This window comes from Streptomyces sp. NPDC032721 (genome assembly GCF_055579625.1).
Window position 1 is genome coordinate 59,375 of sequence record NZ_JBVIMX010000005.1, and the last position, 22,696, is coordinate 82,070.

At 68.7% G+C, this 22,696-nt stretch carries 23 protein-coding genes and 1 pseudogene; 14 read left to right on the top strand and 10 right to left on the bottom strand.

Annotation, left to right across the window (positions count from 1 at the left end):
- Nucleotides 1–64 precede the first annotated feature (64 nt).
- On the top strand, nucleotides 65–313 hold the full coding sequence (locus tag ACZ5PB_RS12700) for a hypothetical protein (RefSeq protein ID WP_468690393.1): 249 nt from the start codon (nucleotides 65–67) through the stop codon (nucleotides 311–313).
- A gap of 1,210 nt (nucleotides 314–1,523) precedes the next feature.
- Nucleotides 1,524–2,300, top strand: a complete 777-nt coding sequence (locus tag ACZ5PB_RS12705; protein WP_468690395.1) for an SDR family NAD(P)-dependent oxidoreductase — start codon at nucleotides 1,524–1,526, stop codon at nucleotides 2,298–2,300.
- A gap of 452 nt (nucleotides 2,301–2,752) precedes the next feature.
- On the opposite strand, the gene ACZ5PB_RS12710 is transcribed toward ACZ5PB_RS12705, so the two are convergent.
- Together ACZ5PB_RS12710 and istB are read right to left on the bottom strand one after the other, a co-directional pair.
- The gene (locus ACZ5PB_RS12710) at nucleotides 2,753–3,616 is read right to left on the bottom strand and encodes a SigB/SigF/SigG family RNA polymerase sigma factor (protein ID WP_468690396.1); all 864 of its coding nucleotides are present in this window, start codon (nucleotides 3,614–3,616) and stop codon (nucleotides 2,753–2,755) included.
- Between the two features lie 348 nt (nucleotides 3,617–3,964).
- Nucleotides 3,965–4,738 (bottom strand): IS21-like element helper ATPase IstB, encoded by a 774-nt coding sequence (gene istB, locus ACZ5PB_RS12715; protein WP_468690398.1) that lies wholly within the window; start codon nucleotides 4,736–4,738, stop codon nucleotides 3,965–3,967.
- A 49-nt stretch (nucleotides 4,739–4,787) separates the two neighbouring features.
- Between istB and ACZ5PB_RS12720 the strand changes: the two genes are divergently transcribed.
- The 6 genes from ACZ5PB_RS12720 to ACZ5PB_RS12745 all read left to right on the top strand — a co-directional run bounded on the left by ACZ5PB_RS12720 (nucleotide 4,788) and on the right by ACZ5PB_RS12745 (nucleotide 10,076).
- Nucleotides 4,788–5,078, top strand: a complete 291-nt coding sequence (locus tag ACZ5PB_RS12720; RefSeq protein WP_468690401.1) for a hypothetical protein — start codon at nucleotides 4,788–4,790, stop codon at nucleotides 5,076–5,078.
- 519 nt (nucleotides 5,079–5,597) lie between these two features.
- Nucleotides 5,598–5,723 carry a hypothetical protein gene (locus ACZ5PB_RS12725; RefSeq protein ID WP_468690403.1) on the top strand — a complete coding sequence of 42 codons (126 nt, stop codon included), beginning with the start codon at nucleotides 5,598–5,600 and terminating at the stop codon, nucleotides 5,721–5,723.
- Between the two features lie 379 nt (nucleotides 5,724–6,102).
- A complete protein-coding gene (locus ACZ5PB_RS12730) occupies nucleotides 6,103–6,744 on the top strand; it encodes a phage tail protein (protein WP_468690407.1) in 642 nt (213 codons plus the stop codon).
- Between the two features lie 646 nt (nucleotides 6,745–7,390).
- The gene (locus tag ACZ5PB_RS12735; protein ID WP_468690409.1) at nucleotides 7,391–9,016 is read left to right on the top strand and encodes a hypothetical protein; all 1,626 of its coding nucleotides are present in this window, start codon (nucleotides 7,391–7,393) and stop codon (nucleotides 9,014–9,016) included.
- A 106-nt stretch (nucleotides 9,017–9,122) separates the two neighbouring features.
- Nucleotides 9,123–9,335 carry a hypothetical protein gene (locus ACZ5PB_RS12740; protein WP_468690410.1) on the top strand — a complete coding sequence of 71 codons (213 nt, stop codon included), beginning with the start codon at nucleotides 9,123–9,125 and terminating at the stop codon, nucleotides 9,333–9,335.
- Nucleotides 9,336–9,539: 204 nt separating this feature from the next.
- Nucleotides 9,540–10,076 carry a hypothetical protein gene (locus ACZ5PB_RS12745; RefSeq protein ID WP_468690413.1) on the top strand — a complete coding sequence of 179 codons (537 nt, stop codon included), beginning with the start codon at nucleotides 9,540–9,542 and terminating at the stop codon, nucleotides 10,074–10,076.
- Nucleotides 10,077–11,214: 1,138 nt separating this feature from the next.
- On the opposite strand, the gene ACZ5PB_RS12750 is transcribed toward ACZ5PB_RS12745, so the two are convergent.
- The 4 genes from ACZ5PB_RS12750 to ACZ5PB_RS12765 form a co-directional block, all read right to left on the bottom strand.
- Nucleotides 11,215–11,664: an SRPBCC family protein gene (locus ACZ5PB_RS12750; protein WP_468690415.1), complete on the bottom strand. Its 450-nt coding sequence runs from the start codon at nucleotides 11,662–11,664 to the stop codon at nucleotides 11,215–11,217.
- Between the two features lie 86 nt (nucleotides 11,665–11,750).
- Nucleotides 11,751–12,251, bottom strand: a complete 501-nt coding sequence (locus ACZ5PB_RS12755; RefSeq protein WP_468690416.1) for a DinB family protein — start codon at nucleotides 12,249–12,251, stop codon at nucleotides 11,751–11,753.
- A gap of 44 nt (nucleotides 12,252–12,295) precedes the next feature.
- Nucleotides 12,296–12,583, bottom strand: coding sequence for a hypothetical protein (locus ACZ5PB_RS12760; protein ID WP_468690418.1), 288 nt, complete (start codon nucleotides 12,581–12,583; stop codon nucleotides 12,296–12,298).
- A 975-nt stretch (nucleotides 12,584–13,558) separates the two neighbouring features.
- Entirely contained in the window at nucleotides 13,559–14,392 is an 834-nt protein-coding gene (locus ACZ5PB_RS12765; RefSeq protein ID WP_468690419.1) for a helix-turn-helix transcriptional regulator, read from the bottom strand.
- Nucleotides 14,393–14,431: 39 nt separating this feature from the next.
- Here ACZ5PB_RS12765 and ACZ5PB_RS12770 point away from each other — a divergent pair.
- The 3 genes and pseudogenes from ACZ5PB_RS12770 to ACZ5PB_RS12780 form a co-directional block, all read left to right on the top strand.
- Nucleotides 14,432–14,536 (top strand): annotated as a pseudogene (locus ACZ5PB_RS12770) (hypothetical protein); the annotation flags it as partial.
- Nucleotides 14,537–14,647: 111 nt separating this feature from the next.
- Nucleotides 14,648–15,382, top strand: a complete 735-nt coding sequence (locus ACZ5PB_RS12775) for an SDR family oxidoreductase (protein WP_468690866.1) — start codon at nucleotides 14,648–14,650, stop codon at nucleotides 15,380–15,382.
- Nucleotides 15,383–15,621: 239 nt separating this feature from the next.
- Nucleotides 15,622–16,293 (top strand): hypothetical protein, encoded by a 672-nt coding sequence (locus ACZ5PB_RS12780; protein WP_468690421.1) that lies wholly within the window; start codon nucleotides 15,622–15,624, stop codon nucleotides 16,291–16,293.
- 487 nt (nucleotides 16,294–16,780) lie between these two features.
- Here ACZ5PB_RS12780 and ACZ5PB_RS12785 read toward each other — a convergent pair whose 3' ends face one another.
- Together ACZ5PB_RS12785 and ACZ5PB_RS12790 are read right to left on the bottom strand one after the other, a co-directional pair.
- A complete protein-coding gene (locus tag ACZ5PB_RS12785) occupies nucleotides 16,781–17,359 on the bottom strand; it encodes a GNAT family N-acetyltransferase (protein ID WP_468690423.1) in 579 nt (192 codons plus the stop codon).
- Nucleotides 17,360–17,636: 277 nt separating this feature from the next.
- The gene (locus ACZ5PB_RS12790; RefSeq protein WP_468690425.1) at nucleotides 17,637–18,617 is read right to left on the bottom strand and encodes a PrsW family intramembrane metalloprotease; all 981 of its coding nucleotides are present in this window, start codon (nucleotides 18,615–18,617) and stop codon (nucleotides 17,637–17,639) included.
- Nucleotides 18,618–18,927: 310 nt separating this feature from the next.
- On the opposite strand from ACZ5PB_RS12790, the gene ACZ5PB_RS12795 reads away from it, so the two are divergent.
- Nucleotides 18,928–19,614 carry an alpha/beta hydrolase gene (locus ACZ5PB_RS12795; RefSeq protein ID WP_468690427.1) on the top strand — a complete coding sequence of 229 codons (687 nt, stop codon included), beginning with the start codon at nucleotides 18,928–18,930 and terminating at the stop codon, nucleotides 19,612–19,614.
- Nucleotides 19,615–19,768: 154 nt separating this feature from the next.
- Here the strand turns inward: ACZ5PB_RS12795 and ACZ5PB_RS12800 are convergent, their stop codons facing one another.
- Nucleotides 19,769–20,410, bottom strand: coding sequence for a maleylpyruvate isomerase N-terminal domain-containing protein (locus ACZ5PB_RS12800; RefSeq protein ID WP_468690429.1), 642 nt, complete (start codon nucleotides 20,408–20,410; stop codon nucleotides 19,769–19,771).
- Nucleotides 20,411–20,613: 203 nt separating this feature from the next.
- Between ACZ5PB_RS12800 and ACZ5PB_RS12805 the strand changes: the two genes are divergently transcribed.
- Entirely contained in the window at nucleotides 20,614–21,504 is an 891-nt protein-coding gene (locus ACZ5PB_RS12805; RefSeq protein ID WP_468690430.1) for a phosphatidylinositol-specific phospholipase C, read from the top strand.
- 28 nt (nucleotides 21,505–21,532) lie between these two features.
- On the top strand, nucleotides 21,533–22,072 hold the full coding sequence (locus ACZ5PB_RS12810; RefSeq protein WP_468690431.1) for a hypothetical protein: 540 nt from the start codon (nucleotides 21,533–21,535) through the stop codon (nucleotides 22,070–22,072).
- A gap of 95 nt (nucleotides 22,073–22,167) precedes the next feature.
- On the opposite strand, the gene ACZ5PB_RS12815 is transcribed toward ACZ5PB_RS12810, so the two are convergent.
- Nucleotides 22,168–22,689, bottom strand: coding sequence for a hypothetical protein (locus tag ACZ5PB_RS12815; RefSeq protein ID WP_468690433.1), 522 nt, complete (start codon nucleotides 22,687–22,689; stop codon nucleotides 22,168–22,170).
- Nucleotides 22,690–22,696: the final 7 nt, after the last annotated feature.

Here is a 22,696-nt window from a genome sequence, read left to right on the forward strand (position 1 = left end):
TCGCGGACGATGCATGCGGCACGCTCGGTGCGGAGTGGGCCTGGCAGTTGCTGACGCCGGGCTCGTGATCGGCAGCGGGCTCCGGCGCGGGGGTGAGGCTGCGCAGCAGACCGATCGCCGTGGGTACGGTTTCGGCGCCGATGCCCTCGGGGCCGCACCGTGTGCGCTGCACGAGCGCGCCGAGCCGGATGGCGGTGTCCGCCGTCGGATCGTCGGCCAGTACATCGAGCCGGGCCGCGACGGTCCCCTTCGCGACGGGCAGCCGGAGGGCGAGCGTGGCCATCGTCTCGATGACCAGGAACTGCTCCGCTGACTCCGGCGCGGCCCCCAGCCGGTCGCACAGAATGCCGATGGCCCGCTCGGGATCGTCGAGGAAGAGTCCCAGCCCTTCCATGGCCGCCCGCCGCAACACCGGGTCCGGGTCCGACGCGTAGGCGACGAACGCGTCGGCCTGTGCACGCATGATCGCCGCGCAGTCCGCATACGCCGTCACCTCCTCGCCTTCCGGGCCGAACCGGAGACCGCCGTCGTCGCGTTCGACCGCTGAGCGTCCGAAGGCGAGCAAGAAGGCGACGATCTCGGCGCGGTCCGGAGTCGCGGGATCGTCAGCCAGGGCAAAGAGGAACGGCAGGCTGGCAGTCGTGCTGTCGTAGAGGTCTCCCTGGTGGCTCACCGCGTGGAAGAACGCGGTGCGCGCCTCCTCCCGGGCCGAGGGATCGGGCGAGGTCATGGCCTGTAGCAGGGCGGGGACGCCCTCGCCGCCGTACAGGGACACCCAGTCGATGCGGTCCAACTCAAGATCGTTAGTCATGTCCGGACTATGGCACCGGGCACTGACAGAAGAGGCACAAGCCGTGGCGCGCTCCGGCCATCCGCGATTCGCGGACAGGGGTGATCGCGTGGGAAAGAGCGCCGAGCGAGCCGTCCGACGCGGGCCGCGAACTCCATCAGCTCGGGACGGGTGTGGAGCCCTCCGGGAACCAGGCCTAGGTAGCTGCGTTTGAGCCCGGGACAGGGGCTGTTGGGGGTGCTGTGGCCTGGTTTCGAGAAGTGCTCGTCGGCGATCGGACGTGGTCGCGGTCGCGGTCGCGGTCGGACGATGGGCAGAGGGAATGGGCTGGCTCGAATCGGCGCTGACACATGATCCGCCACGCCCAGGACCCGACATCTTCATCTGGCCCCCAAGCTTCGACTCCCGCGACATCCGCCCGCCCCGCCCCGCCCCCCACACTGGAACCGACCACACCCCGACCCTGAGCCCGACTGCGGCGAACCCGCACCCACCTCCACGGCCCGCCCCGGCCTGCGGCTCGTCGGCTGCCCCCCCCTCAACGCCCGCCCCCTCCGGGCGCGGGGGCGATCCTCCGGCAGTGACCACCTGCGGCGCGGAGCCACAGCCGGTCTGCCTGTGGCGAGCGGCGGGGCAGGTTGGCTCACTTCCGCGATTCCTTCAGCTCTTTGTTGTTCCCTTGTCCGCCTCGTTGCGACTAACTTTGGGCAACTTGATCAAGGGTGGAGGGTACGTGGCCGGATTGAGCAGGCTCGACGGCAAGCGGATTCTGGTGATCGGTGGTGGCGGGGCCGGGATCGGCCGAACCATCGTCCGGTCCTGTGCTGCCGCGGGGGCGGCGGTGGCGGTGGCCGATGTGGACGCTGCACGGGCAACCGAGGCGGCGGACGAGTTGCGTGCGGCCGGGCACGTCTCTCATGCGCTGAGCGGCGACGTCCGCTCCAGCGAACAGCTCGAAAACGTGATCGTCGGCGCGGCCGAACAACTTGGTGGACTGGACACCCTGATAACAGTGGTCGGCGGGCAAGTCGCCTTCGTACCCGCGGTCAGGCTCCATGAGATGACCGACGACGACTGGGACACCGTCTATGACGTGAATCTGCGCTACGTGGCTCGCGCGGCCCGGCGGGTGCTGCGGCTGTTCCTGGAGCAGGGCACCGGGGGGAACATCGTCAGCATCGGCTCTGTCACCGGATTCATGGCCGCTCCGAAGCAGGCCGGTTACGGCGCGGCCAAGGCCGGCCTGTACAGCCTGGCCCGGACCGTCGCCGCCGAGTACGCGGCCGACGGCATCCGGATGAACGTCGTCGCAGGCGGGGCGATCAGCACTGCTGTCAACAGCGGCCCCTCCGACACCTGGGTTCCAGAGATCCCGGCAGGCCGCTACGGCACGTCGGAGGAGATGGCTGCCGCGGCCGTCTACCTGGCCTCGGACGAGGCCCGCTACATCACAGGCCAGCAGATCGTGCTGGACGGCGGAGTCTCGGTGCGCGGCCCATTCCCCGAATAGGGGTACGGGATCCAGGCCGACCGCACCCGGTTCGAGCTTGAGCGCGGCCAGCAGGGCGGTGCCCGTCTTGTTGTCCTCGGCCGCTAGAGAACAGGAGCCGATCCCTGCCTGGCTCACCCAGGCGCTCTATGACGCGCATCCGGAACGCCGTCTTCCATCGGCCCCGGGCCGCAACCAGGATCTTCACGCCGCTGGTCCGGCCCGGCGGATCGATCTTCCGCGCCCGGTACTCGGCCAGAAGAGCGTCACGTGGCCAGGTCTCCTCAAACTCGACCGGACATGCGTCCCTTCCCTTTGTCCCGGATACCCAGTCAAGCAAGCATGCCCCTGCCGGTAGTGCTTTGGCATCCTTCGCTGCTCGCGCCCTGCACGCGCAGCCGTCTCTCGGACATGGATGAACACCGTCCTCACGCCGACCTATCGCTCCAGGGCCCCAAAGATGGAACGTGTGATCAGGCGTCGGTGAGCATCCCGGCCCGCAACTGGCCCAGGATGCGGGTCAGGAGACGGGAGACCTGCATCTGCGAGATCCCGAGGGTGTCGCCGATCTCGGTCTGGGTGCGCTCCTGACCGAAGCGCATCGAGAGGATGCGGCGGTCGCGGTCGGACAGCTTCGCAAGGAGCGGGGCGAGGGTGTGCAGGTTCTCGAAGAGCTCCATCCCGGGATCGTGAGCGCCCATGAAGTCGGCGTAGGAGACCGCTGACTTGGTGGTGCTGTGGGTGCTGGTGTCGGCAGGCAGGTCCAGGGAGCCGGCGGTGTAGCCGTTGGAGGCGACCAGGCCGTCGGTCACCTCGGCCTCGGTCAGGTCGAGGAGTTCGGCGAGCTCCGCGACGGTGGGGTCGCGATCCAGGAGGGTGGCCAGGTGTTCGTTGGCCTTGGCAAGCTCGGTGCGCAGTTCTTGGAGGCGGCGGGGGACATGGACGGCCCAGGTGGCGTCTCGGAAGAACCGTTTGATCTCCCCCCGGATGTAGGGGATCGCGAAGGAGGTGAACTCGACCTCGCGGGACAGGTCGAAGCGGTCGATCGCCTTGATCAGACCGATCGTGCCGACCTGGATGATGTCCTCCATCTCGCCGGAGCCACGGTGGCGGAAACGGCGGGCGGCGAACTTCACCAGGGAGAGGTTCATCTCGATCAAGGTGTTGCGGGCGTACTGGTACTCGTGGGTGCCTTCGTCCAGCTCGTTGAGCCGGTCCAGGAAGAGGCGGGTGAGCTCGCGAGCGCTCTGAGGGGGCACCGCGGCCGGGGTTTCGATCCGAGGCAGCACCGCCTCGGTGTGTATGTCGTCAGTGGTGGTTCCCTGGACTGTCCGCATGATCCCAACCCCTTGCATCTGCCCCCGAGCATGTCCGGCCTTGGGGCACACCTGCCCAGAGCGACCCTGTACACGCATTCACACGTACGAGGAAAACAGGGGGCGTCGCACTTCCCTGGTGCAACGGCCTCGTGACCGGGAGAGCTGCCCGCCGGGTGGTCGGCGATCTCACTGCACAAGACACGCGCTGATTCACGCACTCGGACTCGTTGATCGCCCTACGGAAGTGCGTTGAAGCCTGACGGTGTCAACGGCCATTGAGATGCCCAGGTGGATGGCCGTTGGGTGTCCAGGCTGGTGGCCATCAGAAACCCAGGCGTGTGGCCAGCGGTGTTCCTGGGGGTGGGGTCAGTTCAAGGGGACCACTCCCTTCCCGGCGAGTGCCTCGGCGAGGCGGTGCGAGTCGCCGGAAGTGCTCACGAGGTGAGCGTGGTGCATGAGACGCTCGGTGCTCGCGCCCGCGAGAGTTTTCGGCATGATCGTGTCGAAGCCCGAGGGGTGGATGTTGCTGGTCACCGCGATGGACCGTCGCTCGTAGGCGGCATCGATGATCCGGTAGAACGCCTCGGCGGCGTCCTCGCCGACGGGCAGCAGGCCGATGTCGTCGATGACGATGAGGTCCGCGCGGCAGATCCGGGCGACGGTCCGTGCGGTGGACCCGTCGACCTTCGACTTGCCGATCGCGGCGCTCAGCGTCTCCAGGGTGAACCAGGACACCCGCATGTCCTTCTCGATCGCGGCCTGGGCGAGTCCCTCGGTGAAATGACTTTTCCCCGTGCCGCTCGGACCGGCGATCACCAAGTTCTCGGCGCGGCCGATCCATTCCAGGGTGGTCAGCGAGTTCTGGGTGGGCTCGGGGATGGTGGAGTCCTCGGCCCGCCAGGAACCCAGGGTCTTGCCGGTCGGGAAGTTCGCCGAGTGCTGGCGAAGACGCCGGGTGGCGGCGTCGCGGCCGGTGACCTCCTCGGCTATCAGCAGCCGCAGAACCTCGGCGGGATCCCATCGCTGCGCGCGGGCGGTGGCCAGCACGTCGGGGGCGGCTTTGCGCATATAGGGCAGGCGCATCCGGCGCATCAGCCTGTCCAGCTCCTCGGGCAGGGCCGGGGCCTGGGGAAACGTCATGGTCGTATATTCCTTCGCTGGTCGGAGCGCGCGCCGATAGGCTCGGCGGGTGATTGATCTGGTGGTGCGTGGTGGTCTCGGTGACGTCGTGGCTCGCGCCGAGACCGGGGTGAAGTGGACAAACGCTTTCGCGGGCCTGACCCCCTCGGAATTCCCGATGCTTTTCGCCCTGACCCCGTATGGGGACGCGATGTTCAACCAGCGGCAGATGCCGATGCTGCAGTCGGAACTCGGTCGGCTTCCCGCTGCCTGCGCGGGTGAATGGGTCGCTCAGGCCCGCGAGTTGTGCCAGGTCGTCGAGCGCGGGACGCACCTGTATCTGTGGTTCCTCGGCGACTGACCCCGCCCGGCCGGGCTTCAACTGCCGTTGTCTACTGGCCGAGGGCCTGCCAGCCGATGGTTCCGTTCTGGACGGAGTGGGCTTCGTCCGCGCGGACGACCTCGCCGGCGGGCTTGCTTAGGAATAGGAACAGGCGGGCACTCGGCACGTGTTGCGGATTGCGGCCCCGCCCGCGTGCTCGTACTCCGCATTCCAGCACCATGGCTGGCCGAAGGTGCGGACCGTCGTCGGGACATTAGACCCACGGTCCCGAATCGTCGGCGGCGAGCGTCCGGCTCCTGGGCGGCGGGCCGCCCCGCAGAGCCCGCCCGGCCCGTACCCGGCCCGTCGCCCCCGCCCCCGCCCCCACCCTGTCCTCTCCCGTGGCCGTCGGCGCGGCAGGCGGCAACTTCCACGCCTGCTCCGGCACCGGCTGGCCCGGCCTGGTCCGGCCTGGACCGGTGGTTCGACGGGAACGTCGGAGACCGCAAGTACTTCGGCGACAGCTGGAACGACCTCGTCCGCTCCGCCAGGACCGAAGTGACACGCCGCAGGGTGGAGCTGTGGGACAACGCCAACCGCACCGACGGCTCGATCGTGATCGACGGCTCCGGCTACAGCAGCGTCGGCGCATCGGGCAGCGCCTACCGCATCGTCAACGAGTAGTCCGCGCGACCCAATGAGGTCCCCTCGGGGAAGGGGCACCGCGCCCGTCTCCCGGGCGGTACCGGCGCCGGAGCCCAGAACCACGGCGGACGAGCCGTTGGCAACCTCCGGGCGCGGCTCTCCGCTTCGTCCACGAACCGACCGGGCTTCTCCCGGGCCCGGCGTCAGAAGTCGTCGGGGGCAGGTACCGTCGCGGCCGACTTCGCAGTACAGCCGTGGCGCGGTTCTCGACCGCCTCCGCGGAATCAAGTCCTCGGCCCGTACCGCTTCCCGGAGGCTGTGACGGGTGTGTGACATCGCGCAGACATATGCCTCGCAGCGGGGTGTGAGGGTGGTCCCCGTCCCCGCACGGAGTCCCTCAAGCCTCAGGAGTCCCACGATGCACCGTTCCACCACCTCCCGTCGTCGTCTGCGTATAGCCAGCGCGGCCACGGCAGCCTTACTGTCCCTGGGCGTGCTGACTGCATGCGGCGGCGGCTCGGCGAGTTCCGGATCCGCGAAGAGCGGTTCGTCCCCGTCGAGCGAGTCGAGTGCCGACACCTCAACCCCGGGGACGAAGAACGCGGCGAAGGACGGTTCACGGCCGAACCCCAAGGCCGAGGTCGAAGCGAAAGGCAGCCTTCAATCGGGAGATGCGCTCAGCGCCCACCACTACGCACTGGAGATCAACGGCGAGACGGCCGAAAACCTCCAGCAGGTTGGGGGGCTGACCGTTGACCAGAACACGGAGGAGACCCACTCCATCGCGCCGGACGGCAAGCCGGTCAATCGCAAGATCCCCGGTCAGCAGCAAGGGGGGTCTGTGACCGTCGTCCGTGGTGAGACCAGGTCCGAGCAGTTCGACAGGATGATCAACGGGAGCCTGGCGCCCGAGAACGTCACCATTGCGATGCTCGACTACCAGAACGCGCCATTGAAGCGGTACACCATGACGAACCCCACGGTCGTCAAGGTCGACACCCCGGCCGGCGGCGGTCCCGAACAGGTGACCATCCAGTTTGCGGAACTGACCATCGGCTGAGGACTTCCCCGCATGCCGGAGTGCCGGGACAGGCCGGCACCTCGCCCGGAACGCCCGGAACAACGGTCCCGCACTGAAGCCCTGTCGCCGGAGGTGCCGCCCGAGAGGCGCGGAGGTTGTCCGATCCCGACGCTCGTCTCCACGCGAGGTCGGCGAGCCGGGACGGCGGGCTGTTCCGGCGGCTGCCGTGGTGTGCGACCGAGGGGCCAGAGCGGCGCGCGATGCCGGGGCGAGGACGCGGCGGATCTCGGCCGGGGTGAGGGCGGCCAGGCGGCCGAGTAGAAGAGCCGCACAGCGGCGAGCCGAACGCGCCGTCCAGGACTGTCGGTGTCCAACGGCTACTTGATCTTGAGTCGCGCGGCGAACTGACGGCAGGTCATGTGCCAGTGACAGCAGAGGCGTTGGACAGGTCGGAGCGGGCGGTATGGCGGTGGTTGGCCCGCCGCCAAGGCAGGGGGCCGGCTGCGGCTGGTGCGGGCCGGGCAGTTCACCGTGAGCGCCGAGGTGCGTCATCTGCTGGCTTTGCGGGCGGGAACGCCTCCCCCGTACATGCCGAACTGCATCCCCGGGGACGGCCACCACCAGCCGTTGGGGGACAGTGAAAATCAGCGGCCGGTCGACTGCGGTCCGGGCAGGATGTCTTTCCGTGAACCATGCACTGTGCGGCCTCGCCACCAATGAGTCCCTGCCCACCGAACTGATCGACCGCCTGATCGCGGTCGCGGACCCGGACATCGCCGACGGCCTCGCCAGTCGCGCGGACCTCAGCCGTGGGCAGGCGGTCGACCTGGCCACGCGGGTCGAGGAGAGCGCTGTGCGACTTGCGTACAGGGGTCGGTTGACCGCTGGCGACGTCGACCCCCGCACGCAGCCGCATGCCGCGCTCGCCCTGCTCGACGAGCGTCGCGGTGACCTCCAGTGGGCGCGGCTCCTCGCCCAGGACCCCGACGTCGAGAAGCGGGCGAAACTGGCCGCCTGCCCGGGGCTTCCGGCCGATGTACGGGAGATGCTGGCCACCGACCCGAACGTGCAGGTCGTCGCGGAGCTCGCAGCGTGGACCGAGGATGCTGACCTGGCGGCCCGACTCGCACGCCACCCGCATGCCGAGGTCCGCCGCGCGGTGGCTTCCAATGAGGCATCCCCGGCGCAGGCCCTCATCATGCTGCTCACCGGCGAAGGGCTGCGCCCGGCAAAACAGTGCCTGGTCTGCGACAACAACGAGACGCCCTACACGCATGATCCGCACTGTCCGCGGCACGATTGCGACCTGCGGTCCGGTGCCAGGTGCACCGGCTCGCACGAGTCGACGCTCCACGAACTGGCGGAGCAGGCACTGTGGAACCCCGCCACACCCATCGAGGTGCTCCTCCGGTTCGCCGACGATCCTTCGGAGCTGCTGCGTTGCCGGCTCGCCGTCCGCCCCGACCTGCCGCCGGAGACAGCGGCGCTGCTCGCCGGTGACCCTGCTCCCGGCGTACGAGCTGACCTCGCCGAGAATCCCGCGATCGATGACACCCTGATGCGCGTGCTGGCTGCCGACGGCGGCCACGACGTACAGCGCAGACTGGCGTCCAACCCCCGAGTGCCGCTCGACGTGCTCTCCGGCCTGGCCGCCGCCACGAAGATCGGATCGACTCTGCTGCCGCGGATCGCCTCCGCTTCTCCCTCCGAGGTCGAGGACTTGTCCAAGTCGCCGAATCCGGTGGTACGGATGCTCCTTGCCGAACGGCGCGATCTGCCGACCGGGATCCGCGACGCACTGGCCGTCGATCCGGACGCGAAGGTGGTCAAATCCATCGCCGGACACCCAGGCCTCTCGGAGGCTCAGCTCAGGTCCATGGTCGAACTCCACGGAGCCCGGGTTGCCGCCAAGGTGGCGGCCAACCCGGAGACCCCACCCTCCCTGCTGGAAGACCTGACACGACGCATGCCCCCGGTCTCCAAGGCACTTCGCGAGGTCGCACGGCACCGCAACGCGACCGGTCCAGCGCTGCTCGCCTGCCTGACGGACAGGAACGCACGGCCTCTGGCTGCCGGGCACCCCTCCCTACCGCAAGAGGCCATCGTCGAACTGCTCACCGATCACAACTGGCAAGTAGTGGAAGCCGCCGCCGGGAACCCTTCCCTGCCACCAGCCGTCATGGCGGAGCTGATACCCAACCCCGACAAGGGACCACTCGCAGCGGTGCCGGTCTGTGGCCGGGCCGTTCAAGGTCGGAATTCGGCCGTCCAGTCCCCGACAGGGTGCTCACTGGGTGGCAGCCACAGCTGAGGCTGGGGGCGATGATCCGGTACTCCCGCAGGCAGGCCTGGGCCGAGGCCGGTAAGGTAGCGCTCTTCGGGCAGCTCGGCTCCCGGAGTCCTAGAGGCTGCTCCCTATGAATCTGCCTTCCATAGACGCCCGTTCCGATGCCTTGATCGACTGTGTGTGGCGGCTGCCCGCCGCTGTATCTGTACGGGGGCTCCGCCCGCTGTGGTGGAGTGTCGGGCCCACCGGGGAGCTGGCGGTCCTGCTGGTCCACCGGCGCTACCTCGATCGCCGCCGCTACCCGAGGGGATGGGTCGGCTGGAGCCCGGAGATCCCCTTCTAGGGTGAGCTGGTCACCGTCACCGGACGGGAGGAACGGCGTCTGCAGCTGCAAGACATCCGGATTCGCCCCAGCCATTTGGCGCTGCTCCCGGATTCCAGATTCCTGTTGGTCAGCGGGCGTACGTTCCGGGCAGAAGCTGAGGACCTCTGGAAGCCCAATGCAGTGCTGTTCTCTCCCTCCGGTACCCCTGAGGCCGAATTCTGCGTGGGCGACGACATCCCCGCCCTGGTCACCGACGTCCACGGTGGCATCTGGACGGCCTACGGTGACGAGGGCATCTACGGCGGCCACCCCGAGTCCGGGGCCGGCCTCGCAGGCTGGGACACCCAGGGTCACGCCATCTGGGCTCCCCACGAGCGCCTGCCCGGCCACCCGCTGGAGGGATGCACCGCCGCGACCGAGAACGAACACGTATGGCTCGTCTGGTACGGCGCCGTCAGCCCGTCCGGCACGTACCTGACGCGGATCACTCCGGCCACCGGCGAGGTGACCAGCCACGCCAGTCCCGTCCCGCAACCCGACGGATTCGCCGTCCGCGGCAACCGGGCCGTCTTCACCCGCCGGGACCACAACAAACGGGCCGTCGAGCTCATCCGCGCCGAGTTCCACGACACCACCTGGACGGTGACCAGCCGCCATCGGCTACGGGTGCCGGGCCGGGTCGTCCTGCGCTGCGGCCAGGGCCGTGACGGCTCTCTCTGGCTCCGCACAGGCAACACCTGGCTGCGCATCGAAGCATGAACTTCCCTGCCGCAAGCGCGAAGACCGCCCCTGGCGTGGTCGACGTCCGTGGGCGGGCCCGGCGCGTTGTCCTCGCGTCGGCCCCAACCGGCTCTACGGGGCCGGCCCCGACGGATCCGTGAACGAGTGGAGCCCCGAGGGCGGGTGGAAGAAGATCGGCGGCCCCACCGCTGAGATCGTCGTCCTCGGAAGCTTCCTGTACGCGCTGACCCCGGACCGCGCGGCCCTCAACCGGTGGGCCCCCGCCCTCGGCTGGCAGAACGTCAGCGGCTGGTCCGTCGACCACATCTACGGCAGCGGAGACCGGTCTCCTGGCCGTCGAGGAGGGCACGGGCGACGTCCTGCCCCACAACACCGCCGGGTACGGCCCCGGGCCGGCCTTCAGCGTCTGGCGGAAGATCGGCGGCGGACCCGGCGCCGCCTTCATCAGCTCCGGCAGCAGCATCTATGGCATCTCCCCGGACCGCGCCGCAATCTTCAAGTACCTCTCCCCCGGCCAGTGGAAGAAGACCGCCGGCACCACGGTGTCCACGAACGTGACCGCGAGCAGAAGCTGGCCCGCCCGGCGCGGCTTCGTACAGCTGGGCGACCAGCCTTCCGGGACTGAGCCACCGCCAACGGCGACCGGTCCGTACGCGGCATCCCCGACGTCTACGGCTTCAACTGGGAGAACGACGGCGGCATGGCTTCGGATGCAACCGGCCCCTGGGCGAACGCAGGAACGTACAGGCCCGCCCCCAGTTCCAGATCGCCTCGTGCGAGTGCGTCGCCTGGCAGTACTACCAGGCCCTCGCCACCCTCGGATAGCACCGCGCTTCCTTCCGGTCCCGCTCTTCAGCGCAGAGCGGGACCGGCCCACGGCGCACATCGGTGTGGCCTCCGACGCCGCGTACCTGACCGCCGGGGGTGCTACGGGTCTTGCAGTTGAACCAGCGCTGGAAGCGCGCGACGGGCCATGTCCGGGTCCGGGCGTCCGTACGCGCCTGCGCAGGTCGCGGCGAGACCCACTGGCTCATGGGCCGTCGGCAGAGCTGCAGCAGGTCCGCCTCACACACGGTCAGGGGTGTCTCCGCTTCGCCAGCAGGCACAGGAGTCGTCGAGCAGGCGCGTACAAAGCACTACGGCCACGGTTAAGGCATCACTGAGCCGGCTTGGACTCTTCGGCGTAGCGGGCCAGCCCTTCCGCCATGCCCTGCATGAACTTCTGGAGGTAGCGCGGCATGACCCAGCCCAGCAGCCAGCTCGTCTCGTACTCGCCGTACCAGTGGATGACCGTGCCTGAGCTCGCTGTCGGCTTCAGCTCGATGCGCGCGTGATAGTTGTGCATCGAGGAGTTGAACGCGTCTTCGTAGGCCAAGAGGCGTTGCTCGACCTTCTCGGTTATTCGCTCGCCGGTCACGGTGCGTCCTGTCCGGAAAGCCCGGACGGCGCCGACGCCGTCGTCGCCGCCGGGGTCGAGATCGACCGACCGTGTCGTATCCAGACTGTCCACCTTGGACCACAGCGGCCAGCTTGCGGCATCGACCAGCAGCTTCCAGACGAGTTCCGGCGAAGCGCTGGTGGTCGCTCTGACGTCGTATTTGTGCACGGTAAAGGACTCCTGTGGGTGGATGCGGGTGGCTTCCCCGGTGGGCGGAAGACGTGGTCGAAGCGATCGAAGCGGTCGACGCGGTATCAGCGGCCGGTCGCGCCGTCGATGAGTTCGCGGAGAATGTCCGTGTGGCCTGCGTGTCGGGCGGTTTCCTCGATCATGTGGGTGAGTGCCCAGCGGATGGTGGGAGCGGTGCGGTCCGACCGCGGCCGGGGAACCGGTGCGCCCAGATCGGTGCACCCGTCAAGAACCTCGTTCGCGCGCTTGACCGCGTCTCGGTAGCGGGCGACGACATCGGCCACGCTGTCCGTCGGTGCGGCTCGGAACGTCGCCTGCCAGTCGGTGACTTCGTCCCCGAGGAACATCGAGCGCTCGACGAAGGTCAGGTGGTTGAGCAGGCCAAGCAGGTTCGTGCCCGACGGCATCGCGGCTGTTCGCACCTGCGGTTCGGGCGCGTCGTCGGTCTTCGCGGCGATCGAGGTCCGGAGGTAGTCGAGGAATCCGCGCAGGGTCTCGATCTCGTTGCTACCGGTCCGGGGCGGCGGAGTGTCGCGGCGGCGGTTGCGGCGCGTGGTGCTGGGCACCGTGGTCTCTCTTCCGTTGTCGGTGGCGGGGGTCGGCCGCCAGCTCAGGCGGTACGGCGAATGAGGAGGACGTGGTCGGCGACCTCGACGGTGCGCCCGCCCGGTCCGGTCGTGGTCCGGCCAGATGCGTCGGCCCGCTCGACCGTCCATCGCAGACGAGCGAGCCACAGCGCGTCGCCGCCCTCGCCATCGCCGTATCCGAGGTCCAACGCGGCACCGGGCGGCGGGCCCGTCACCACCTCGGTGAGGCAGGCATTCGGCTGTGGGCCGCTGGCTGCCGGTCGGGCCGCGTGGATGCCCTTCCGGAACTCGACCGCATCAGTGGTGCTCATCAAGGCTCCTTGTGTCGGTACGAATTCAGTCTTGCTGGGCGCCCCACGACCTGACACGAAAACTTGCGGTTTCGGCAAGATGGCCTGATGGACTCTGTCCGGGCTGGAGAGCGGCCAGAATCGGCCGAGCCTGGAACTGCTGCTGCCGCCGACCCGCCGGAACCACTCGAACCGACCCGGCAGGCCCACGAAGGCTTCGAATGGCTCTACGTGGTCAACGGACGCGCTCTGCTCGCTGCGGCCGTGGCGGGGGATGCCGACGTCGCGGTGGTCGCCCTCGATCTCTCGGTCAGGCTCTGCAACGACAACGCTCCGTCGCTAAGGCGGGAGCAGCGAGCGGTGAACTGCCTGTCGACCCTGGTCGGCTCGGCCGGACGAGGCGGGGCGCACGTTCGCGAAGTTCTTCGGCCGCAGCGGGCGCACCGAGCCCGGCTACCGGCTGCTGCCCCACCACGAGGCGGCTCGGGCCGCGGGCGTCGCCGGGGAGCGGTGGGCACGCGGGGTTGTTGAACGCCCTGTCGGTGGACCCCACCGACAGGGTCGCGCCTTCCGGTCCGGCCGGGCGGGGTTCTGCCCTGGCGTACTGGCGGAGGCGGCCGGTGCCGTGGGCCGGGGGCCCGACGGCGCAGGGCCTGCGGAGTTGGGTGCGGAGGCCCGGGGCTGGAGGCTGCTCGGCCGGAAGATCCGCAGCCGCCACGCCGTCAACTCCGGCTCAGGCGCGCTCCGTTACTGTCTTGCTGACCACGCCGGTGCCTGAGGTGGTCTGCTCCTGGCGCTGGGCCGCTCCGCGCAGCGGGCCGAGGATCCGAAGGGCACCGGCGATTGCGCTGACCGCCTGCGCGGTTTCCTTGCGCAGGCGGGACCGGCAGCCTCGATCGCGCACTGAGGTGCGCTGTTGCGGGCCGGGGCAGAGGAACTGGTCCGATCCTGACCTCGCCGCTACGCAGATCTCCCACCGAACGTCAGCGCCTCACGCTACGGGGCGGCCTGATGCGAGGTGGCATGGATGGAGCCGAGCAGGTTGAGGGCCTGGGCGCTGGGGCTGCCGGGTTCGGCCTGGTAGATGACGAGTTGCTGGCCCGGAGCGTCGCGTACGTCGAAGGACTGGTAGGTGAGCGTCAGGGGTCCGACGTCCGGGTGGAGGAAGTGTTTGGCGTCCTGGGTCTTGCCACGTACGGAGTGGGTGTTCCACAAGCGGGTGAAGTCCGTGCTGTGCTCGGTGAGGGTACGGGCCAGTTCCCGCAGCCGTGGGTGGTCCGGGTCGAAGCCGGCCGCCTGGCGCAGGTGGCTTACAGTGGCCTGCGCTGTGTGGTTCCACCGGGTGTAGAACTGCCGTCCGGCCGGGTCGAGGAAAACCATGCGGGCCAGGTTGTCGGCCCGTTCGAAGGGTGAGTGCAGGACCTCGGCCAGGGCGTTGCCCGCCAGGATGTCCAAGGTCCGGTTGATGGCGAACGCCGGGGCGCCAGGGTAGCCGTCCATCAGCTGGCGAAGGGCCGGGCTGACGCGGTCCGTGGCGTGGGTGAACTGGTTGCTCGGCGCTGCCCCGGCCAGTTGGTGCAGGTGTGCGTGGGCGTCGGGGTCCAGCCGCAGAGCGCGGCCGAGCGCGTCGAGTACCTGGGCCGAAGGATGGCGTTCGCGCCCCTGTTCCAGGCGGGTGTAGTAGTCCGCGTTCACTCCGGCCAGGACCGCGACTTCTTCACGGCGCAGTCCGGTGACCCTGCGCACGCCGTAGCTCGCCATGCCGACGTCCTGCGGGCGTAGGCCCGCCCTGCGTGCGCGTAGGAACTCTCCCAGGTGGTTGTCGGTCATGTCCTCAAGGCTAGGGCGCGGGGGCGGTGTGCTGCCTGGGTGTGCTCCACCCAGGCAGCACACGTCCTGGTCGACGGTCTCGGACCTGTCCAGACTCGGTCGGGCAGGACAGCGGACGGTCGCATCCGCCAGGAGTTGCTGGCGGAGGGCCGGTACGACGAAGCCCGCGGGGCCGACGCAGCGCGTTTACGGGTCGATACAGGGTGGCCTGCTCCACCACGAGCACCTCGTGCTCTACCGAGAGGAAAAGCAGGCATGACAGACACAGCCAAGGTCGTGGCAGTCACCGGAGCGAGCAGCGGGATCGGCGAGGCGACGGCCCGCCGGCTTGCCACCGACGGCCACCGTTTGCTCCTCGGAGCGCGGCGCACCGATCGTCTCGACGCGCTGACCAAGGAGATCACCACCGCAGGCGGCATTGCGGCGTTCCAGCGGCTGGACGTCACGGATGCCGACGATGTCCGGGCCTTCGTGTCCGCCGCCCGCGAGCGCTACGGCCGGGTGGACGTGGTGGTCAACAACGCCGGACTGATGCCGCTCTCGCCGCTGGAAGCGCTGAAGACCGAGGAGTGGGACCGCATGATCGACGTGAACGTGCGGGGAGTCCTGCACGGTATCGCCGCCGCCCTGCCCACGATGCGCGCTCAAGGCGGCGGACACTTCGTGAACATCGCATCCGTCGGCGCCTACGAGGTCTCGCCCACCGCCGCCGTCTACTGCGCCACCAAATTCGCCGTCCGCGCGATCTCCGAGGGACTGCGCCAGGAGTCCACCGGGAACATCCGGGTCACCCTCGTCTCCCCCGGTGTGACCGAGTCCGAACTCGCCGACAGCATCTCCGACCCTGCCGCCCGGGAGGCCATGAAGACCTACCGTGCCGTGGCACTGCCCGCCTCCGCCATCGCGGAGGCCATTGCCTACGCCATCGCCCAGCCTTCGCAGGTCGATGTCAATGAAATCGTCGTCCGTCCCGCCGCAAGCGCCCAATAACCCGCGGTAACGCCACACGTGTGGCACACGCGCAATGCGGTCCAACACACCAGCACTGAGCTGCACCATGTGGGCTCTACTTGTTGCCTCGCACCACACGGTTGCCCGTCGTCGAGCCGATGGCCGCACTCCAGCACTCGGTACCGTCCGCCCGCACGGCGAAGCCCTCGGGTTCTTCTGCTGCTCCTGGTCGGGGGCGAGGGGGCCCGCTGCCCCTGCCACTGGGTAGCGTGCTTCTGGTGAATCTCAACCTCTTCAACGATGTGCCCGACGGCCTGACTCGACGAGCTAGATCGTTCGTCCAAGGGCACGGAGTCAAAGTCGACGTCAGGCACGTCGAGGACCACAGGCAGTGGTGGCTTGAGCGAGATGTCCCGGCGGCGGTCATCGACCGGATGGCGGCCTATGAGGAGCGCTGGGGCGGGCTGGTCCTACCGCCCGCATCTCGGTACGACGGCGGCCCGAGGTACCTCGGAGCGGGCTCCCCCGAAGGCTCCGAATCTCAAGGGTGGTGGTTCGAGGCTGGGATGCAGAGGAGCGCGGTCCCGTACGGGTTCTCGATCGGTCCGTCCGGTGAGTTCGGCATTCACTCAGGTCAGTGGGTGCCTCTCCATGCCACCGTAGAAGGCTGGGTCGAGTCGCTCGCGCTGACCCACCACGCGTCCAAGTGGGCGACGCAGATCGTCAAGGTCGACGGCGACGAGGTCGATGGCATCGTGCTGGACGGGTTCGAGCCGGTACGCGAAGTGAGGGGGCTGGCCGACACCTGGTGGCGGGGGGCCGACTCATTGGTGGCGGTCTATACAGGTGAGGCAGAGGCACTCTCCTTTCCCCGGGGGCGCACCGCGTTGATCTTTTCCGGCCTGGATGAGTGGGGCCTGTACGGGGGCGTCGAAGACAGCGCCGGCTGAGGTCATCCGGAGTGAGCCAGGGTCTGGTCTCGGCGAACTCTGATCGGCGGGCCGCCTCGGGCTGCTGCGGGGTTGCTGCCGAGGAGTCGTCGGGGACGCACGCCGGCATCGTGGTGCAGATGTCGCGCAGGGCCGCGCAACGACCGGACTCGAGGGGGGGAGCCCGATCTTCCGGAGTGGGGCAACGAGCTGCTTGTTGGTCAGGGGCTTCCCTGGCTAGGACTTCTACCTCCAGGGCGAGAACACCACCTTCGTCAACTGCCCTCAGAACACCGTCGTCAGGGACTTCCAGAACACCTCCCCCACGGCTGCCCGCTCGGGCTACCCCATCCACTTGCCTGGCCTCGTCCTGGCAAGCCGGACGTGGCCTCGCCCGACTCGGCACAGGCCGGGAGCCGGATCTGCCGCCCGCAAGCACTCGGCTCGAACGTCTGCGGACCCTGATGACCTCCGGTGGGGCGGGGGCTGTAGTGGCCCTCGCCGCGCCTCACACCGCCTGCGTCCGCCGCCTCTCCCACTGCTCCTTCGTGATCTCGTACCGCACGCCCCCGTGCTCGGAACCCTCCACCGCCATCATGTCGTCCGGCGTGGGGATGCTCTTCGCGAGCGTCATCCCGAGCTTCTCCATGACATTGCGCGAAGGGCGGTTCACTGTCATCGTCTCGGCCCAGACCGTACGGATGCCGAGCTCGGCGAATCCCTTCTTCAGCAGCGCCTGCGAGACCTCCGTGGCGTAGCCCCGGCCCCAGGCCGCCTGGCGCAGGCGGTAGCCGAGTTCGGCCTCCTCACGCGGGCCACTGCGCAGCGGGCGCAGGCAGAACCAGCCGATGAACGCGCCGCCGTTCCTCTCGTACGCGGCGAAGAGGCCGAGGTCGTGATCCCAGCGCTCGTAGCCGGCGAGGATGCCGGGGATGACGAGGTCGCGGACCTCCTCCGGCGGGGTCGGAACGCCGCCGGTCAGGTAGCGCGTCACCGCCGGGTCGCTGTCCAGCTCGATCAGCAGGTCCGCGTCGGCGGCGGCGAAGAGGCGCAGGGTCAGGCGCTCGGACTCCAGGTAGGTACTCACGTGAGGATCATGGCCAAGGCGGGTCGGACGGTCCAGGGAGTTTTCGGGCCGCGGCTGTCACTGGGTGGGGCCGTGCCCGACACCTGTGGTTTGCCCTGCGCCCGCTTTCCTCTGTCGGCGCCTCGCGATCGTTGCCAAGATCCCATGGGCACCCCTCGGGGGTGGAGTGGGGAACACGAATGCCTGACGGACTCCTACCGCACGGGCTACGGACATCCGTTGTGCACCGAGGGCGACACGGCGGGACTGGACCGCTGGATCGAGGCGACCTGGCAGTTCAGGAGCTGCGGAAGCCGGTGCGGTCGGCAGTGGACGGGTGCCGGCCGCGTGCGAGGGACAGTAGCCAGGCGACGGCGATCGCGGAGATGAGGATGAGCCCGCCGTAGGAGAACAGGGTGAACAGGTGCTTCTGCTGGCTGGTGGGGTCGGGGATGGTTCCCTGGGCGAAGAGGGACTTCTGGAGGGACGTGGCCGGGGCCAGGTGGGCGACGATCCAGACGGCGATGCCGTGCATCGAGTCCCACAGCGCGTGCAGGAGCGAGACGCCCAGGTAGGTACCGACGACTGGTGCGGAGAAGTGGAACCGCCCGCGCTCGTCCCGGTACCGGAACAGCACCCCGCCCGCGATCGCGGTCCACAGCCCATGGCCGAAGGGGGCGAGCAGACCGCGCAGGATCTCGGTCTCAAGAAGGGAGCGCAGATCGAGACCGCGCAGGGAGAGCACGGCGTTGAAGGCGTAGCCGGCGCTTTCGAAGGCGGCGAAACCGAATCCGACGGCCGCGCCGAGCACGAGCCCGGCGCGTACTCCGCGCAGTTGCTTGTATCTGCGGACGACGTAAAGGAGGGCGAGGAGTTTGACGGCTTCCTCGATCAGGCCCACACCCACGAACATCCACACCGAGGGATGCAGCAGATACGTCTCCATGACGGAGGCGCCGAGCACGCCGAGGATGCCGCCGACGACGAAGCAGCGCAGCAGAACTGCCACGCCCAGGTCCCTGCCGTGGCGTTCGTAGGCCCATAGGGCGAAGACGGCCGGGACGACGAAACTGCCGAGCAGGATCAGGGTGGGCAGCAGATTGGTGTTCTGGGTGGCAAAGGTGATCACCGCGGTGAGTGCCCACAGAGCCAGGCCACCCCACAGGCAGCGCCGCCACAGGCCTGGCCGCACGGAGCCGTCGTCCGAGTGAACTTCGGGGCCGGGGCCGGGGCCGCGGTCGTCCCCGGGTGGGCGGGTGGTGCCGGCGCTATAGGTCATGGGGCCTTCCTGCCTGACCGTCTCACGGTGAATTCCGCGCCGAATCTAATCTAAATGGTGCATATTTCGCATCCTGAGGCGCTCATCATCATGCCGATGGCCCTGCCCGCGCCGCTCGTCGCCACCTACGGGCTGCACCGCTGGACACCTGTTCATCGACATGACCGGTCAACTGGGGGCGGAACACCAGACGTTCCAGGGGTGTTCTAGGCAGAGATCGCTTGACGGTCGAGCCCCCGCCCATCCCCTCCGGGCCGGCAGCAACGGATGAGATCCGTCCCGCCGGTTTCACCACGAAAGGTCTACGACTGTGACAGATGCGCCCGCTCGCCCGACGCTGCTCCTCGTCCACGGGGCATGGCACGGAGCATGGTGCTGGGAGAAGCTGACGCCCGAGCTGCACCAACTGGGCTGGACGACCAAGTCCGTCGACCTGCCGAGCAGCGGCGGGCCGGCCGGTGTGCAGGAGGACGCCCGCGTCGTCCGTGACGCCCTCGATGCCATCGACGGCCCGGTGGTCGTCGTGGCTCACTCCTACGGCGGCATACCGGCCACGCAGGCCGTGACCGGAGCCGGGAACGTGACCCGGATCGTGTTCCTGGCGGCGTTCCAACTCGACGTCGGCGACAGCATGCTGAGCTTCCTCGGCAGTCCGGACCCCGCAGAGCCGAAGGTCTACGAGCCGGTTCCCGACAATCCGATCGACATGTTCTACGGAGACGCGCCCCGGGACGATGCCGAGGAAGCGGTGAAACAGCTGGTGCCCCAGAGCGCCCGGTCCTTCAGCGACGCGCTCACCGCGGCGGGGTGGCACGCCGTCCCGTCGACGTACGTCATCTGCGAGAACGACCGGGCGCTGCCTGCGGAAACCCAGCGGGGGCTGGCCGAACGGTCCGACGACGTACACCGGCTGATCGCCGGTCACTCGCCGTTCCTGTCACAACCGGCTGAACTGGCCACCCTGCTGGAGAAAATAGCGCTCACCTCTCGCGACTGACAGGTCGTCACGATTCGCGCTGGAACAGGCCGATGTCCTGGAAGCAGCGTTCCTGCGGAGCGGAGCGGGGCCCACGGCCCGACGGGGTTCACCTCAAGTCCGTCACTCACGCCTCCCCAGGCAGCTCACCACACACAGACGACCGAGTGGCCGCTTACAGCACGCGCAGGGCTTGGGCGTTGTCGCGTTCGCGTCTGGCCAGTGCGTGCAGGACGGACTGGTCGCCGTGTCGTTCGCGGGCAGCTGCGACGAGCACGTCAACCGCGACCGCCAGTGCGGTTTCGGGCGTGGGGCAGGGAACGCCCACACTCAGTGCCAAGTCGTCCAGGTGGACTGCCAGTTCGACGCAGCGGGTCTGGAGGTAGCCGTCGAGCAGCATCTCCTCGCCCGGCCTGTGGAGGACGGCCACTCGTCGATCTGCCGACTCCTTGGCCAGGCGGTCGGCCAGCCGTTGCCACGCGGCCTGTGTCTGCTCGGCCACGGTGGCCGGGCCGGCCGCTGCCGTTTCCTCGCTCCGCGCCCGTACGCCGACGTTCAGCGCGGAGTCGGGGAGGGAGGTGCCTTCGAGCCTGGCGTAGTAGTTCACCGGGGACACAGGGTCCGCGCCGACCACCGGGCCGTCGAGAAACCACTCGACCTGCAAGACGCTGCGTGCGAGGTGTCCGGCCAGTCCGCCTACTGACATCCCGGGGAGCACGGACTCCTTCTCCCAGCTGTTCGCCAACTCTTCGGTGGCCAAGAGCCGTACGGCTTGTTCAGCGGCAAGTAGGTACGCCTCGCGTATCGCAGTAGTCATGCGGGCATCTTGCCCATGCGAAGATCACCCTCGCTAGATGGTCCATATATTGGTCACACCGTCCGACATGTGGACCGCCTGGCCATCACTGTGCGGCAGCCGCAGTGGCTCCGGGGGGGGTGTGCTGGGTCTGGTGGACGGAGGTGGCTCTGTGGTTCGATTCGCGCCCGTGACCAGAGCTACGTCAGAGGGGCGGGTTATCCATGGAGCGACGAGGATTCCTCAGAGGGGCGGCGGCGCTGTCCGCTGCCGGACTGCTGATCGGTGGGGGTGCCGCGTCGGCGAGTGCCGGGGTACGTGCTCGTGCGCGAGCCCTCGGCACGGCCGACTGGATGGCCGGAATCGACTCCGGGCGGCCGTTGCGCACGCTGACCGTGCCCGGTACCCATGACTCGGGCGCCCGGTTCGGGGGGTTGTGGGTGGAGTGCCAGAACACGACCATTCCGCAGCAACTGGCTTCCGGCATACGGTTCCTGGACATACGTTGCCGGGCCTTCGAGGGGTCGTTCACGATCCATCACGCCGCGTTCTACCAGAACCTCAACTTCGACGACGTCCTCACGTCCTGCCGGGACTTCCTGTCCGCGTATCCCACCGAGACCGTGCTGATGCGGGTGAAGCAGGAGTATTCGGAGGTCTCCCACGCCGAGTTCGGTGCGTTGTTCGCCGACTATCTCGACCGCAGGGGATGGAAGTCGCTGTTCCTGATCGCCGATGCCCTCCCCTCGCTCGGGCAGGCCCGCGGGAAGGTCGTCCTGATCGCGGACAACGGCGGGCTGCCGGGTGGGGTGCGCTGGGGCGACTCGTCGGTGTTCGACATCCAGGACGACTACCAGGCGGAGCCGTTCGGCAAGTACCCGCAGATCGAAGCCCAGTTCAGGCAGGCCGTCGCCGAGCCCGGAAAGCAGTACATCAATTTCGTGAGCACGGCGGCCGGTCTGCCGCCCCGGTGGAACTCCGACCGGCTGAACCCGAAGGTGCACGGCCTGCTCCAGCGTTCCGAGGCGGACGGCTGGCGAGGACTGGGCATCGTACCGATGGACTATCCGAACACACGGTCCGGTCTGGTGGAGACCTTGATCCGGCACAACTGAACGTGCGAGGTCCTGAGAGGCTCTGGGGATGACCGATACGACTCCTTATGACGCCGACCGTGCCCGCTTCACCCGTCAGGCGCTGGCGCGCCTTGTCCTCTGCCACGACTCCGTGGACGTGGCCAAGGCCGCGCAGGGCCTGGTCGCCACCGGGAACGACGCCGACACCGGTCCCGGCGGGCGGGTCAGCCAGGCGCTCCAGCTCGTCGAGCTCGCCGAGCGCGCGCTGGCCTCGGCCGTGATCTACGAGCGCGAGAGGGGTAGTTCCTGGGCGGAGATCGCCCAGTACTTGGGGGGTGATGCGGAGGAAGCAGAAGTTCGTTTCGGCGGGGATCTGGAGGGGTGGGGCACGGCCTTCGATGTTCCGTACCGCCTCGACGAGACCGGTCGCAAGCGCATACCGCAGCTGCCTACCGCGGCGTACGACCCCGTATGGGCCTGCGATCACCTCGACCGGTGGGCCTTTCTCCAGCGCCTTGGGATCGATGAGCGGCAGGCCGTGAGTTCGGGGCTGGTCATGGGCGTTGAGGAGGGTGAGGGGGGTGAGGGGGCGCCCCCTGCCTCGTAGGTGGGGTCGTTGCGGGCTGCCTTCAGCGCTCGGCGGCGTGCCGGGGCCGGGCGGTTCCTCGTCGCCATTCCGTTCTTCGTGGCGGCTGGGTCCGCCTAGTCGTGCCGGGTGAAGTCCTCGCCGAAGCGGTAGACGTCGAGGCAGTAGTTGAAGCCGGACTCGCCGAAGAGGTCCGTTCCCTCGCTGCGGCAGTACTCCGCCAGGCCGTCGGACACGTGCCAGCGCGTGCCGTCGTACCAGAAGACACCGCCCGCGTAGTGGATCGTCCGGCCCGTCTCGGGGTCCGTGAGGTTCAGCGACTCGTAGTTCTCGGGGCGGTCCCGGACCAGGGACACGAGGGACTCGGGCACGCCCTTGTAGAAGGACTCCTGTAGGGCGTAGTCCTCCTCGGCGTACAGGTTCAGGGACGACTCGTGATCGAACGTCAGCAGCAGTGCGCGACCGTCCTCCGCGAAGTACCAGACCGCGGACTGGCCGCCTCCGTCGTTCCAGGCCAGGCGGCTCGCGCCGGTCAGTGCCACCGGTTCGACCCCTGCGAGGTCGTCCACGACGGCCGCGCGGCGCCGCACTTCCGGGAGGGGTGTCGCTGCCAGGGCATCCCACGTCTTGTTGCTCATTTCCGCA

What these genes read in the sequence shown, in the direction of transcription:
- ACZ5PB_RS12730 (WP_468690407.1), top strand. Translation starts at nt 6,103, where the DNA reads ATGCACCGTTCCACCACCTCCCGTCGTCGTCTGCGTATAGCCAGCGCG.
- ACZ5PB_RS12710 (WP_468690396.1), bottom strand. Translation starts at nt 3,616, where the DNA reads ATGCGGACAGTCCAGGGAACCACCACTGACGACATACACACCGAGGCG.
- ACZ5PB_RS12775 (WP_468690866.1), top strand. Translation starts at nt 14,648, where the DNA reads ATGACAGACACAGCCAAGGTCGTGGCAGTCACCGGAGCGAGCAGCGGG.
- ACZ5PB_RS12800 (WP_468690429.1), bottom strand. Translation starts at nt 20,410, where the DNA reads ATGACTACTGCGATACGCGAGGCGTACCTACTTGCCGCTGAACAAGCC.
- ACZ5PB_RS12740 (WP_468690410.1), top strand. Translation starts at nt 9,123, where the DNA reads ATGAATCTGCCTTCCATAGACGCCCGTTCCGATGCCTTGATCGACTGT.
- istB (WP_468690398.1), bottom strand. Translation starts at nt 4,738, where the DNA reads ATGACGTTTCCCCAGGCCCCGGCCCTGCCCGAGGAGCTGGACAGGCTG.
- ACZ5PB_RS12815 (WP_468690433.1), bottom strand. Translation starts at nt 22,689, where the DNA reads ATGAGCAACAAGACGTGGGATGCCCTGGCAGCGACACCCCTCCCGGAA.
- ACZ5PB_RS12760 (WP_468690418.1), bottom strand. Translation starts at nt 12,583, where the DNA reads ATGAGCACCACTGATGCGGTCGAGTTCCGGAAGGGCATCCACGCGGCC.
- ACZ5PB_RS12765 (WP_468690419.1), bottom strand. Translation starts at nt 14,392, where the DNA reads ATGACCGACAACCACCTGGGAGAGTTCCTACGCGCACGCAGGGCGGGC.
- ACZ5PB_RS12810 (WP_468690431.1), top strand. Translation starts at nt 21,533, where the DNA reads ATGACCGATACGACTCCTTATGACGCCGACCGTGCCCGCTTCACCCGT.
- ACZ5PB_RS12790 (WP_468690425.1), bottom strand. Translation starts at nt 18,617, where the DNA reads ATGACCTATAGCGCCGGCACCACCCGCCCACCCGGGGACGACCGCGGC.
- ACZ5PB_RS12805 (WP_468690430.1), top strand. Translation starts at nt 20,614, where the DNA reads ATGGAGCGACGAGGATTCCTCAGAGGGGCGGCGGCGCTGTCCGCTGCC.